11 protein-coding genes are annotated in these 12,467 nt (G+C 58.4%); 8 read left to right on the top strand and 3 right to left on the bottom strand.

Annotated elements, in window-relative coordinates:
- Positions 1-60: 60 nt before the first annotated feature.
- Positions 61-1,314, bottom strand: a complete 1,254-nt coding sequence (locus FLQ44_RS04600) for an ABC transporter substrate-binding protein (protein ID WP_147693275.1) — start codon at positions 1,312-1,314, stop codon at positions 61-63.
- A gap of 586 nt (positions 1,315-1,900) precedes the next feature.
- On the opposite strand from FLQ44_RS04600, the gene FLQ44_RS04605 reads away from it, so the two are divergent.
- From FLQ44_RS04605 to FLQ44_RS04620, 4 genes are all read left to right on the top strand, one after another.
- Complete coding sequence (locus tag FLQ44_RS04605; RefSeq protein WP_147693276.1) at positions 1,901-3,229, top strand: KAP family P-loop NTPase fold protein; 1,329 nt, start codon at positions 1,901-1,903, stop codon at positions 3,227-3,229.
- Positions 3,230-3,252: 23 nt separating this feature from the next.
- The gene (locus FLQ44_RS04610) at positions 3,253-3,999 is read left to right on the top strand and encodes a hypothetical protein (protein WP_147693277.1); all 747 of its coding nucleotides are present in this window, start codon (positions 3,253-3,255) and stop codon (positions 3,997-3,999) included.
- Positions 4,000-4,097: 98 nt separating this feature from the next.
- Positions 4,098-5,804 carry a proline--tRNA ligase gene (locus FLQ44_RS04615; RefSeq protein WP_147693278.1) on the top strand — a complete coding sequence of 569 codons (1,707 nt, stop codon included), beginning with the start codon at positions 4,098-4,100 and terminating at the stop codon, positions 5,802-5,804.
- An 8-nt stretch (positions 5,805-5,812) separates the two neighbouring features.
- Positions 5,813-6,451, top strand: a complete 639-nt coding sequence (locus FLQ44_RS04620; protein WP_147693279.1) for a lytic transglycosylase domain-containing protein — start codon at positions 5,813-5,815, stop codon at positions 6,449-6,451.
- A 66-nt stretch (positions 6,452-6,517) separates the two neighbouring features.
- On the opposite strand, the gene FLQ44_RS04625 is transcribed toward FLQ44_RS04620, so the two are convergent.
- Complete coding sequence (locus FLQ44_RS04625) at positions 6,518-7,033, bottom strand: RDD family protein (RefSeq protein ID WP_147693280.1); 516 nt, start codon at positions 7,031-7,033, stop codon at positions 6,518-6,520.
- A 214-nt stretch (positions 7,034-7,247) separates the two neighbouring features.
- Between FLQ44_RS04625 and ilvB the strand changes: the two genes are divergently transcribed.
- The 4 genes from ilvB (at position 7,248) to pssA (ending at position 11,491) form a co-directional block, all read left to right on the top strand.
- Positions 7,248-9,014, top strand: coding sequence for a biosynthetic-type acetolactate synthase large subunit (gene ilvB, locus FLQ44_RS04630; RefSeq protein WP_147693281.1), 1,767 nt, complete (start codon positions 7,248-7,250; stop codon positions 9,012-9,014).
- Between the two features lie 11 nt (positions 9,015-9,025).
- Positions 9,026-9,517, top strand: a complete 492-nt coding sequence (ilvN, locus tag FLQ44_RS04635; protein WP_147686159.1) for an acetolactate synthase small subunit — start codon at positions 9,026-9,028, stop codon at positions 9,515-9,517.
- A 48-nt stretch (positions 9,518-9,565) separates the two neighbouring features.
- Positions 9,566-10,582, top strand: coding sequence for a ketol-acid reductoisomerase (gene ilvC / locus FLQ44_RS04640; RefSeq protein WP_147693282.1), 1,017 nt, complete (start codon positions 9,566-9,568; stop codon positions 10,580-10,582).
- Positions 10,583-10,732: 150 nt separating this feature from the next.
- Positions 10,733-11,491, top strand: a complete 759-nt coding sequence (gene pssA, locus FLQ44_RS04645) for a CDP-diacylglycerol--serine O-phosphatidyltransferase (protein ID WP_147693283.1) — start codon at positions 10,733-10,735, stop codon at positions 11,489-11,491.
- 53 nt (positions 11,492-11,544) lie between these two features.
- Here the strand turns inward: pssA and FLQ44_RS04650 are convergent, their stop codons facing one another.
- Positions 11,545-12,429 (bottom strand): helix-turn-helix transcriptional regulator, encoded by an 885-nt coding sequence (locus tag FLQ44_RS04650; RefSeq protein ID WP_147693284.1) that lies wholly within the window; start codon positions 12,427-12,429, stop codon positions 11,545-11,547.
- Between the last annotated feature and the right edge of the window lie 38 nt (positions 12,430-12,467).

Consider the following 12,467-nt stretch of genomic DNA (forward strand, 5'->3'; position numbering starts at 1 on the left):
ACAGGCAGGGCGGGTGTGAAGTGCCGTTACCGGGGTAACAGCCAGGCAATCACACGCGAATTACAGTTTGCTGTTCCAGAAAGCCACGGCTTCATCCAGTGCCGCTTTCGGGTCTTTGCGGCCGGTGACGGCTTGCTCTACTGCGGCTGCCAGCTTGTTCGACAGCACTTCCGGGTCTTTCACGCCAGACAGGAAAATGGTGCGGGTGCTATCCAGGCTGGAGGCCGCTACCGCTACCGCCTGCTCTACCGCGCCGCCCGGGGCCGCTACGGTCTGGAAGTGCGGGTCTTTGGCCGCCTTGCCGCTGGTAGGCAGGGTGCCGGCCAGCTTGGAGAACGCCAGCTGGTTGGCGTCGTTAGTCAGGTAGTTGGCAAACTTGCCCACCTCCGGCAGCAGTGCCTTGTCCACGTTCTTTGCCACGGCAAAGTTGAACATCCAGCCGCCGGACGCAATGCCGGTCGGGCCTACCGGGGCGGCCGCTACGGCAGTGGCCTTGTACAGCACCGGTGCTTCGTCACGGATACGGGTCAGCGAGGTAGGGGTGGAAACCAGCATGGCCATCTTGCCGGCGTTGTAAGCCTGCATCTGCACCTGGAAGTTATCCTGGGCAAACAGGTTGTCTTTCAGCAGCGCGCCAGCCTTGTAGGCATCGGCCAGCTTTTTCATCATCGCCACGTGTGCCGGGCTGTTGAATACCGCCTTGCCGCCTTTCACCACGTCCAGGCCGTTCTGGATAAAGAAGCCTTCAATCTTGGTGGGGCCCAGCGTCGGGGCAAAGCCTGCTACACCGGTTTTAGCCTTGATGGCCTTGGAGAACGACAGCTGCTCGTCAAACGTCTTTGGCGCAGCCTTCAGGCCGGCGCGGGCAAAGATGTCTTTGTTGTAGGCAATCACGTTGGCGCCGTTGTAGTGCGGGAAGGCGTAGGTCTTGCCTTCAAAGGTCACGTCAGCCAGCGCGCCTTTCACAAACTGTGTCTTGTTGATGATGGCGTCCACCGGCTGGATCAGGCCATCCTGCTTGTAGTCATACGCCCAGGGCACGTTCAGGTTCACCAGTGCCGGCGGTTTGCCGGCGCCTACCGCGGCAGTGAACTTGGCCTGAATCACATCCCACGGGTAGTCCGTCCACTTCACCTCTACGCCAGGGTTCTGCGCGTTGTACTTGCCCACCAGGTCTTTGAAGTAGCCGTCGAATTTGGGCGACAGGCTCATGGTCCACACCTCGATCACCGGTTTGTCGGCGGCCAGGGCGCTAAAAGAGGTAGTCAGGCCAACGGCCAGCAGCGTGGCGCTGGCGATAGATTTCAGTTTCATGCTCGGACTCTCGTTCGGGTTGTGTTGTGGTGGCGGCCGGCCTGCGTGTGTCACGGCTGGCGTTCCTTTGGCAGCATTCGGCTACCGGTCTCTTGTTGGCAGCCACACTGGGCGGTTCTTGTATGGCCTTGGTGTGTCTGCCATTTCAATCTAATACCAGAAAAATACCAGAGCAATACCAATGTAAAACCTTTGTTAAATGTTGCAGTGCAGCTACATCAAAAATGCAACAAAACGGCACTGGTATCGATACCATTCTGCTAAAAACAGCCCATTTGATAACGTGGGTTATTATTTGGTACTTCGCTATTTGGCAGCATTTTTAAGCCATCTATATTCATAAAAATGGTATGTCATGCCTTGTTGGCTTATTGCTAACACGTGTTCAGTCGCATGAGGCCAGGCAGCCAGACAGAGCTGGCAGGGTGGCTTTTATTGGTATGGTTTCTGGTGTGCTAGTGGTATGGGCGGCAGGTGCCTGGCGAGGGTTGGCCACAGGGCCGGTGGGGATGGTTGGCCGCAGGGCACGGCCAATCCTGCGGCAGCCGCATGGCATACTGTGCGCCTGCCCCACAGGTAAACCGCCATGACCGATATCGCTACTGATTCGCCCCAGCTACTGACCGACGCCCCCGCCAACGCCGAAGAAGATCTGCTGGGCTTTGCGCCACACGCAAAAAGGTTGGCCGCATTAATCCAGAAACAGATTCCGGACAAAGCCAGTTTTGTCATCGGCATCGAAGGCGAATGGGGCGAGGGCAAGTCCAGCTTCATCAACTGCCTGAAAGCGGCGTTTCCTACTGACGATACGCGGCCAACCATCGTCGACTTCAACCCGTGGTGGTTTGAAGGCTCCGATCAATTGTTGCGTCATTTCTTTGATGAGCTATTGGGGCAGATCGACTGGACACGTGGTGACGGTCAGAAGCTGTTTGACAGCTTCAGCAAGCTGGCCGCCTTTGCTGGGCGAGTCGGCAAGCTGATGCAGACGGCAACCGAACCGATGCTACAAACGGCTGGCAAAGTCGCCGAAGGCGTGGGTCAGGCTTTCGGTGGTGGTAGCAAGCCGGAGTCATTCCGCAAGTTGCGAGAAGATGCTGCCGCCACGTTGTCGGCACTCAGTTTCAAAACCATTGTCTTCATCGACGATCTAGACCGCCTGCCAGCGCGCGAGATTGTCGAGCTGTTCCGCGTCATCAAGGCGGTGGCCGATCTGCCCAATATCGTTTACGTCATCGCCTACGACCGCGCTATCGTGGCATCTGCGCTTGATCAAGTGCATGAAGGCAGGGGGGAAGCGTATCTGGAAAAGATTATTCAGTACTCTTATTCATTGCCTCGTCCGCATGCTAAGCAGAAGCTTGCTTATAACAAGAAAGTTATTGCCCAATATCTAACTGATTTGCCTGGTGGTATTGACTATCATGGTGTGTCAAGAATTGTGGAAGCATTTTTGCCAGTGCCCAGAAGTGTCAAGCGCCTATCCGCAGCACTACTTGATTATCGCTTGGGTGTGCAGGATGGTATGGAGATGGATGCGCTTGATTATCTTTTTCTGGAAGCGGTACGTCATTTTGACATGGGTGTTTATAATGAACTAGCGCGTGCAATATTTTTCTCGCATGAGTACTGCCAATTAAACCCTGCACATTCGCTATCTGGAGAAGAAACGCCTTCTACACGTCTGGCGTGGGTAAGAGAAAGGTTTGAATATACCCTCAAAAAACACGCTCACCATCCAGAGGTGTTGGATGCTATACATTTCTTTACGGGCTTTGTCTTTTCAGAAAAACAGGAAAATGCTAGGGCGCATGGCTACCGTACCATGGGTAGCAAATTGCTGACCTATATTGTATCGAAGAGGAGGAACCCTGCAGGCAGAAAGGGCTGGGTCATTACATCAGGGCATACCTAGCCAGAAGTCGTGATGAGGGAGAGGTGTCCAGGCAGGAGCTTGAAGCATTCGCCAAGATAAAAAATGTCGATGAATTGGAGTCTTATCTGCAGAGTATCGAGCTGCCGAGAGTCCAAAATCTGATGGAAGATCTATCCAATGGATGGAGTGTAGTTTTTCAGCATGCTTCGAGTAAAGATTTCATCTTGGCGTGGAGTTATGCGTTTCAAAAACATCTTTCTGATGGTGAGAAGTACTTTTATGGGATTGAACTTAGTAATGTACTAAGGGTTTTTACTGAGATAGTTGCAAAAGATTATCGCTATCCATTGGGGTGGTCATCGGGTCCGGTAGATGCTGTGGAAAAATGGTTAGAATGTGGTAATTTGGATGATCTGGTATATAGATTAGTTCTTGATGATTTTATACCGCCTGATTTTTACCATGAAAAGAGATTTGTAATTTCTAAGATTGGTGAAGAGTCCGATTTGTCAAGGATGTTGGCTGGTGGCTATTTTCTACATGCTTGTAATGCAATAAATAGTACTTCAGAGGGAAGTATAAAGGAGTGGTTAATTAATCTGGATGTGAAAGATAAAATCAATGATTGTCAGTTGTGGGAGTTGATAGAATTTATAGTTTCAGATTTTGTCACTAAAGGATATGCTGATCATTTAATTGATAATAAAAATATTCAGAAAATTTTGAAAACAGAAAAAAGGCTACTGGATGCAGCCAAACGTGACCCAGTTCTGCAGCTGGGGATCAACCGCCTGACCGGCGTGGTCTAAGCCACAACTTGGCCGCCCCGTTGCGGCCAACCTTCCCCCCGCCCGCTGCTACCCGCTACAATCAACCCCATTTCGCAGAATTTCCAAGGAACCCGCTCATGCGTGCCTCGCAGTTTTTCATCTCTACCCAGAAAGAAGCCCCCGCCGATGCGGATATCGTTAGCCAGAAGCTGATGCTGCGCGCCGGTTTTATCCGCAAGGTTGCCGCCGGTGTGTACAACTGGATGCCGATGGGCCTGCGCAGCCTGAAAAAGGTAGAAAACATCGTGCGCGAAGAGATGAACCGCGCGGGTGCCATCGAGCTGGTGATGCCTATCGTGCAGCCGGCCGGCCTGTGGCAGGAAACCGGCCGTTTCGACGGCATGGGCGCCGAGCTGCTGCGCTTTAAAGACCGCCACGACCGTGACTTCGTGATTCAGCCGACGTCCGAAGAAGTGATTACCGACATCGCCCGCGCCGAGCTGCGCAGCTACCGCGCGCTGCCGAAAAACTTCTACCAGATCCAGACCAAGTTCCGCGACGAGCGCCGCCCGCGCTTTGGCGTGATGCGTGGCCGCGAGTTCACCATGAAAGATGCGTACTCGTTTGACCGCACTGCCGACGACGCCGGCAAGAGCTACGACAATATGTTTGCCGCCTACTGCCGCATTTTCGACCGCCTGGGCCTGACCTACCGCGCCGTGGCAGCCGATACCGGCGCCATTGGTGGCGACCGTTCGCACGAGTTCCAGGTGATTGCCGAAACCGGCGAAGACGCCATCGTGTACTGCCCGGACAGCGACTACGCGGCCAACATCGAGCTGGCCGAAGCGCTGGCCCCGGCGGGTGAGCGCGCTGCTGCTGCCGCCGAGCTGGCCAAGGTACACACGCCAGGCGTGAAAACCATTGCCGACCTGGTGAGCTTCCTGAACGTGGACATCACCCGCACCGTGAAAGCGGTAGTGGTGGAAGGCGAAGAGGGCGAGGCGGTACTGATGCTGGTACGCGGCGACCACGAGCTGAACGAAGTGAAGGCCGAAAAAGTAGCCGGCATCAAAAAGCCGCTGACCATGGCCAGCCCGGCGCTGATCAAGGACGCGTTTGGCGCCAACCCTGGCTCGCTGGGCCCGGTAGGCTTCAAAGGCCGCGTGGTAGCCGACCGCACCGTGGCGCTGATGGCTGATTTTGTGATTGGTGCCAACGAAGACCACTACCACTACACCGGTGCCAACTTCGTGCGCGATTGCGCCGAGCCGGAAGTGGCCGACATCCGCAATGTGGTGGTGGGCGACCCGTCGCCGTGCGGCAAGGGCGCGCTGGCGATTCAGCGTGGTATCGAGGTGGGCCACGTGTTCTACCTGGGCACCAAGTATTCCCAGGCCATGAACGCCACCTTCCTGGACGAAGACGGTAAGCCGAAGCACTTTGAAATGGGCTGCTACGGTATCGGCGTGAGCCGCATCCTGGGCGCGGCCATCGAGCAGAACTTCGACGACAAGGGCATGATCTGGCCAGACGCCATCGCGCCGTTTGCCGTGGTGATCTGCCCGGTAGGCTACGACCGCTCCGAAGGCGTGAAAGCGGCCGCCGACGCGCTGTACGCCGGCCTGCAGGCACAGGGCGTGGATGTGATCATCGACGACCGTGGCGAGCGCCCGGGCGCGATGTTTGCCGACTGGGAGCTGATCGGTGCACCGCACCGCGTGACCATTGGCGACCGCGGCCTGAAAGAAGGCAAGGTGGAGTACCAGCACCGCCGCGATAGCGAATCGACAGCGGTAGCGCCGGACGCCATCCTGGCACACGTACTGGCCAAGCTGGCCTGATTGCGGCCATGACCCCGCTGCGCTTTGCCCTGCCCCTGTTGCTGGCTGCCCTGGTGGCGGCCCCGGCGTGGGCGGGTGCGCAGCGCGAGGAGGCGCTGGCGGCCAACGTGGCCAGCGCCATGTCGCGCAGCATTGCCGATGTGAACGCGCCAAGGCTGGTGTTTGAAGACCCGCGTGAGGGCCCGCTGTGGCTGGCCGAGATGTCGCGCCGGCTGGAAAAGCGTATTCCCGACCCATGGACGCGCGAGCGCCTGCTGACGGCGATTCACTACGAAGCCACCCGCGCCGGGCTCGACCCGCAAATGGTGCTGGGGCTGATCCAGGTGGAAAGCGGCTTCAAGAAGTACGCCATTTCGCCGGTGGGCGCGCGCGGGCTGATGCAGGTAATGCCGTTCTGGGTGCGCAGTATCGGGGCCAGCGGGCATAACCTGTTCGACCTCACCACCAACCTGCGCTACGGCTGCACCATTTTGCGGCATTACCTGGATATCGAGCGCGGTAATCTGTTTCGTGCGCTGGGCCGCTACAACGGCAGCCTGGGCCGCGCCGAGTACCCGAACCTGGTGGTGGGCGCGTGGAAGGCACACTGGCAGTGGCAGCAGCCCGCCGGCCAGCTGCGGACGGGCTACCAGCCGGCTAGCCGCTAGTTGGCCGCAACGTTTGCGTGCAATAAAAAACCGCCTTCGGGCGGTTTTTTTATTGCCGTGGCAGGCTCAGGCGCGTTCGCCCTTGGCGAGCAGGAAAATGCGCGTACCGGCCAGGCGGTCGTGCAGGAATTGTTTGTCGTTATCCATGAACACCCACAGCAGCGGCAGCAGCCACCACGCCAGCGCTGCCCACAGCGCCAGCTTGGGCGAGCCCAGCGAGGGTAGCCAGGTGATGTACGACAGCACCGGCACGCCGACAAACAGCACCAGCGCTACAGCAAAGCGTATACCGGCTTGCTGCCACGATAGCGGGCGGCCATCGGGCATGGCCACTTTCAGCCGCCACGGCTTCATGGCCAGCGTTTGCCCGCCTTTTACCCAGCAATAGCCAAAGTAGCCAAAGAACACGCCCGCCACAAACAGGCGGTACAGCCATTCCAGCAGCGGGGCATGGTTGCCCAGGGCCAGAATCGGCGTGAAGGCGGCCGCAGCTAGCAGCCACAGGGTGCCAATAAGCAGGGATTCGTACATCAGGCTGGCCAGGCGGCGCGTCAGGCCGGGAAAGTCTGCAGAGCGGGTCATGATGATAGGGAGTGGCAGGGGGGAAAGCCTTGCGGCCAACTCAGCATCTTACCAAAGCCCCCGTGTGCCGCCTACCCCCATAAAAGTGGCTGTTTTTGCTGGTGTTTGCCCTTTTTTTGCACCTGCACAAAAGCGCTTGACCGACTTTGGTGCTTCGGCTAAGTTCGTTCATCACGGGACAAAAAATTAATACCTGAATTAAGAAGAGGCAAAGATGCAGATATCGGGCGCGGAGATCCTGGTTCGCAGCTTGCAGGAAGAAGGAGTCGAATTCGTTTTCGGCTACCCCGGCGGCGCGGTCCTTGAGATATATGATGCTATTTTCCGGCAGCAGCAGTTCAAACACGTACTGGTGCGCCACGAACAGGCGGCTGTGCACGCGGCCGACGCGTACTCGCGTTCCAGCAACAAGGTAGGTGTCGCCCTGGTGACATCCGGCCCTGGCGCGACCAATGCCGTAACCGGCATTGCCACGGCGTACATGGATTCCATCCCCATGGTGGTGATTTCGGGCCAGGTGTCCACACCGGCCATCGGCATGGATGCTTTCCAGGAAGTGGACATGGTGGGCATTACCCGCCCGTGCGTGAAGCACAACTTCCTGGTGAAAGACATTAACGAGCTGGCTGCCACCATCAAGAAGGCGTTCTACATTGCCGCCTCCGGCCGCCCCGGCCCGGTGGTAGTAGACATCCCGAAAGACGTGACCCAGCGCCTGGCCGAGTTCCACTACCCGGAAAGCGTGAGCATCCGCTCCTACGTGCCGGTAACGCGTGGCCACCCTGGCCAGATCAAAAAGGCCGTGAACCTGCTGGCCGAAGCCAAGCGCCCGTACATTTACGTGGGCGGCGGTGCGGTGCAGGGCAATGCCTCGGCCGAAGTCACCGAGCTGGTGAAAATGCTGGGTGTGCCATGTACCAACACCCTGATGGGCCTGGGCGCCTATCCGGGACAGGATCAGCAGTTCCTGGGCATGCTGGGCATGCACGGCACCTACGAAGCCAATATGGCCATGCAGTACTGTGATGTGCTGATTGCCGTGGGCGCGCGTTTTGACGACCGCGTGATCAGCGTGCCGTCGCACTTCCTGTCGCAGCCGAAAAAGATTGTGCACATCGACGTAGACCCGTCCTCCATCGCCAAACGCGTGAAGGTAGACGTGCCTATCGTGGGCGATGTGAAACACGTGCTGCGCGACATGATCGACCTGCTCAAGCAAACCGGCCAGCAAGTGCCACCGCAAAACCTGGCCAACTGGTGGAAGCAGATCGAAGAATGGCGCAGCTACAACAGCCTGCTGTACACCCCGTCTAACGAGTTCATCAAGCCGCAGTACGTGGTGCAGAAGCTGTACGAAATTACCGGCGGCGATGCCATCATCACCTCCGACGTGGGCCAGCACCAGATGTGGGCCGCGCAGTACTACCCGTTCAAGCGCCCGAAACAGTGGCTGAACTCCGGTGGCCTGGGCACCATGGGCTTTGGCTTGCCCGCCGCCATTGGCGCGCAGCTGGCCAACCCGGATGCACAAGTAGCGTGCATTACCGGTGAAGGCTCCATCCAGATGAATATCCAGGAGCTGTCCACCGCCAAGCAGTACCACACCCCGGTGAAGGTGATTGCGCTGAACAACCGCTACCTGGGCATGGTGCGCCAGTGGCAGGAGTTCTTCTACGGCACCCGCTATTCCGAGTCTTACATGGATGCGCTGCCGGACTTCGTGAAGATTGCCGAAGCCTACGGCCACGTGGGTATCAAGGTGGAAAACCCGGCTGACGTAGAGCCGGTGCTGCGCGAAGCGTTCAGCCCGGCGCTGAAAGAGCGCCTGGTATTCCTGGATTTCCGTACCGACCAGTCCGAAAACGTGTTCCCGATGATCCAGAACGGCAAAGGTCTGGACCAGATGGATCTGCCGCCGCACATGCGCGACCTGCAGATTGCCCCGTTCGAGAACAACCGTGACTACGGCAACATGTGTTAAGGCCTAGCAGCATGCGACATATTCTTTCTATTTTGCTGGAAAACGAAGCGGGCGCCCTGTCACGAGTAGTGGGACTTTTTTCCGCGCGCGCATACAATATCGATTCGCTGACCGTGTCGACTACCGAAGACCCGACACTGTCGCGCATGACTATCGTGACCCACGGGTCCGACGAAGTCATCGAGCAGATCACCAAGCAGCTCAACAAGCTGATCGAGGTGGTCAAGGTGATTGACCTCAACGAGTCCGACCATATCGAACGCGAGATGATGCTGATCAAGGTCCGTGCCAATGGCAAGGACCGTGAAGAAATGAAGCGCATGGCTGATATCTTCCGCGGCCGCATCATCGACGTGACGGAAAAGACCTACACCATCGAGCTCACTGGTACCAGCGACAAGCTCAACGCCTTTATCGAGGCGATCGACCGTTCAGTGATCCTGGAAACGGTGCGTACCGGTGCATCCGGAATTGGTCGCGGCGAACGTATTCTGAAGATCTGATATCACCAGGGCGGCTACCCGCTGCCCGAGAACAACTAGGGACATAAAATGAAAGTTTTCTACGACAAAGACGCTGACCTCTCCATCATCAAAGGCAAGCAGGTCGCCATCATCGGTTACGGCTCGCAAGGCCACGCCCACGCCCAGAACCTGAAAGAATCCGGCGTGAACGTGATCGTCGGCCTGCGCAAAGATGGCGCATCGTGGAAAAAAGCTGAAGCAGCCGGTCACCAGGTAAAAGAAGTTGCCGAAGCCGTGAAAGCGGCCGACGTGGTGATGATCCTGCTGCCGGACGAATCGCAGCCGGACGTGTACTACAAGGAAATCGCGGCCAACATCAAACAGGGCGCAGCCCTGGCGTTTGCCCACGGTTTCAACGTGCACTACAACCAGATCGTGCCGCGCGACGACCTGGACGTGATCATGGTTGCCCCGAAAGGCCCGGGCCACACCGTGCGTTCCGAGTACGTGAAGGGTGGTGGTGTACCAACCCTGATCGCTGTGTACCAGGACAAATCCGGCAAAGCCCGTGACATCGCCCTGTCCTATGCTGCAGCCAACGGCGGCACCAAAGGCGGCGTGATCGAAACCAACTTCCGTGAAGAAACCGAAACCGACCTGTTCGGCGAACAAGCCGTACTGTGCGGCGGTGCCGTAGAGCTGGTAAAAGCCGGTTTCGAAACCCTGACCGAAGCCGGTTACGCCCCGGAAATGGCCTACTTCGAATGTCTGCACGAACTGAAACTGATCGTGGACCTGATGTACGAAGGCGGTATCGCCAACATGAACTACTCCATCTCCAATAACGCGGAGTATGGCGAGTACGTGACTGGCCCGGAAGTGGTGACCTCCGCCACCAAGGAAGCCATGAAAAAGGCGCTGTACCGCATCCAGTCCGGTGAATACGCCAAGATGTTCATCCTGGAAGGCAAGACCAACTACCCGAGCATGACTGCCCGCCGCCGCCTGAATGCCGATCACCCGATCGAAAAAGTCGGTGCCGAGCTGCGCGCCATGATGCCTTGGATCGCCAAGAACAAACTGGTAGACCAATCCAAGAACTAAGCCTTGCGGCATTGTTCTGACAAACCGGGCCCTGTGCCCGGTTTTTTCATGCGTGGCCGCCGTGGCTTGGGGCTGGCCGCTAAAGCGCCGTACAATGTCTGATTCTTGGCCTGTGCGGCCAACCTACTGTTTATTTGTGACGGGAAGCCCATGCATCACGATCCTGTACCTGCCAAACCCTCGCTGCGCCGCCAGGGCATTTACCTGCTACCCAACTCGTTTACCCTGGCCGCGCTGTTTGCCGGCTTTTACGCCATCGTGCAGGCGATGAACCAGCGTTTCGAGCTGGCGGCCGTGGCCATTTTCATTGCCATGATTCTGGACGGCATGGATGGCCGCGTGGCGCGCATGACGCACAGCCAGAGTGCCTTCGGGGCCGAGTTCGATAGCCTGTCGGATATGGTGAGTTTTGGCGTGGCACCGGCGCTGGTGGCCTACGAGTGGCTGCTGAAAGACCTGGGCAAGCTGGGCTGGATGGTGGCTTTTATCTACTGTGCCGGTGCGGCGCTGCGCCTGGCGCGTTTCAATACCATGGTCGGCACGGCGGATAAGCGCTGGTTTACCGGCCTGCCCAGCCCGGCGGCGGCGGCGCTGGTGGCGGGGCTGGTGTGGATTTGCCACGCCTACGGTTACCAGCAGCTGCCCGGCCTGCACTGGCTGGCGCTGGCCTTTACTGCCTTTGCCGGTATCACCATGGTGACCAATGTGAAGTACTGGAGCTTCAAGGAAATCCACCTGCGCCGCCGCGTGCCTTTCGTGATGCTGCTGGGCTTGGTGGTGGTGTTGCTGCTGCTGATGTCGGAGCCGCCACTGGTGCTGTTCGGCTTCTTTGTCTGCTACGCGCTGTCGGGTTACGTCATGGCATTGCTGGGCCTGGTGCGCAAATCGCCACCGCCGGCAGCCAGCTAAGCCGCTTGGCCTCAGTACACAAACCGCCTTCGGGCGGTTTTTTCATGGTGTGGCTAACGCAGGCAGGCGCTGGGCGGCTGGCCGAAGCGGCGGCGGAAGGCGGTGGCAAAGTTGGCCGCAGAGCTGTAGCCCGCCCCCAGTGCCACATCGGTAATGCGGTGCTGCCCGCTTAGCAGTAGCTGGCGGGCACTTTCCAGCCGCTGCCCGCGCAGATAGTCCATCACGCTGCAGCTAAAGTGGCGGCGAAAGTGTCGTTGCAGGGTGCTGCTGCTCATGCATGCGGCGTCGGCCAGCTGGTGCAGGCTCCAGTTTTCCCCCTCGCCACTGTCTATCAGGTCTTTTACCCGCTGCAGGTGGCGGTTCAGTTGCGGGGTAGCCGGGCTGTTGGCCGGGGTGTCGCCCAGTGCCTCCAGTACCTGGCCTAGCAGCAGCATGCCCATGCCCTCGCGCTCGATCTGCGTCAGCAGGGGGTTGGCCGCACGGTGTTGCACCATGTGCTGTGCTAGCTGGGTCAATGGCGCGCTGGCCGTCCATTGCCGTGCTGCCAGGTGGCCGCGCGCCAGGCGGGCTAGCGTGGATTGCTTACCCGCTTCGGCCAGACCGTGGCGTTCCAGCCAGGGGTGGTCCAGTGCCATGCATACCTTCAGCTCGATACCAGGTTGGCCGCAGTGGCGCTGGAACAGCGCTTGTTCATTGAGGTTCACCAGTAGCACCTGGGCTTGATGCTGTGGTTGCAGGCGAAAGTCTTGCTGATCGAAGCGCAGCTGCAGCGGCCCCTGTAGTGCCACGATCAGCCGTAGCCCGGCGGCGCTGACATTGCTGTGGCTGTGCGGGTTGGCTCGGCTGCGGTTGGCGCTGATATGCAGACCCGGTGTGGTGTGCTGTACCCAGGCGACGTCGCCACCCATCCCCCTGCTACGTGCTGGCTGCCCCTGCATGCTGCTTTCTCCTTGTTCCCTCAATGCCGCTGGCGCAA

The sequence above is a fragment of the Vogesella mureinivorans genome (assembly GCF_007644035.1).
GTDB classification, from domain to species: domain Bacteria; phylum Pseudomonadota; class Gammaproteobacteria; order Burkholderiales; family Chromobacteriaceae; genus Vogesella; species Vogesella mureinivorans.

Excerpts from the sequence above, each read along its gene's own strand:
- FLQ44_RS04600 (WP_147693275.1), bottom strand. The coding sequence starts at position 1,314 with ATGAAACTGAAATCTATCGCCAGCGCCACGCTGCTGGCCGTTGGCCTG.
- FLQ44_RS04605 (WP_147693276.1), top strand. The coding sequence starts at position 1,901 with ATGACCGATATCGCTACTGATTCGCCCCAGCTACTGACCGACGCCCCC.
- FLQ44_RS04615 (WP_147693278.1), top strand. The coding sequence starts at position 4,098 with ATGCGTGCCTCGCAGTTTTTCATCTCTACCCAGAAAGAAGCCCCCGCC.
- FLQ44_RS04620 (WP_147693279.1), top strand. The coding sequence starts at position 5,813 with ATGACCCCGCTGCGCTTTGCCCTGCCCCTGTTGCTGGCTGCCCTGGTG.
- FLQ44_RS04625 (WP_147693280.1), bottom strand. The coding sequence starts at position 7,033 with ATGACCCGCTCTGCAGACTTTCCCGGCCTGACGCGCCGCCTGGCCAGC.
- ilvB (WP_147693281.1), top strand. The coding sequence starts at position 7,248 with ATGCAGATATCGGGCGCGGAGATCCTGGTTCGCAGCTTGCAGGAAGAA.
- ilvN (WP_147686159.1), top strand. The coding sequence starts at position 9,026 with ATGCGACATATTCTTTCTATTTTGCTGGAAAACGAAGCGGGCGCCCTG.
- ilvC (WP_147693282.1), top strand. The coding sequence starts at position 9,566 with ATGAAAGTTTTCTACGACAAAGACGCTGACCTCTCCATCATCAAAGGC.
- pssA (WP_147693283.1), top strand. The coding sequence starts at position 10,733 with ATGCATCACGATCCTGTACCTGCCAAACCCTCGCTGCGCCGCCAGGGC.
- FLQ44_RS04650 (WP_147693284.1), bottom strand. The coding sequence starts at position 12,429 with ATGCAGGGGCAGCCAGCACGTAGCAGGGGGATGGGTGGCGACGTCGCC.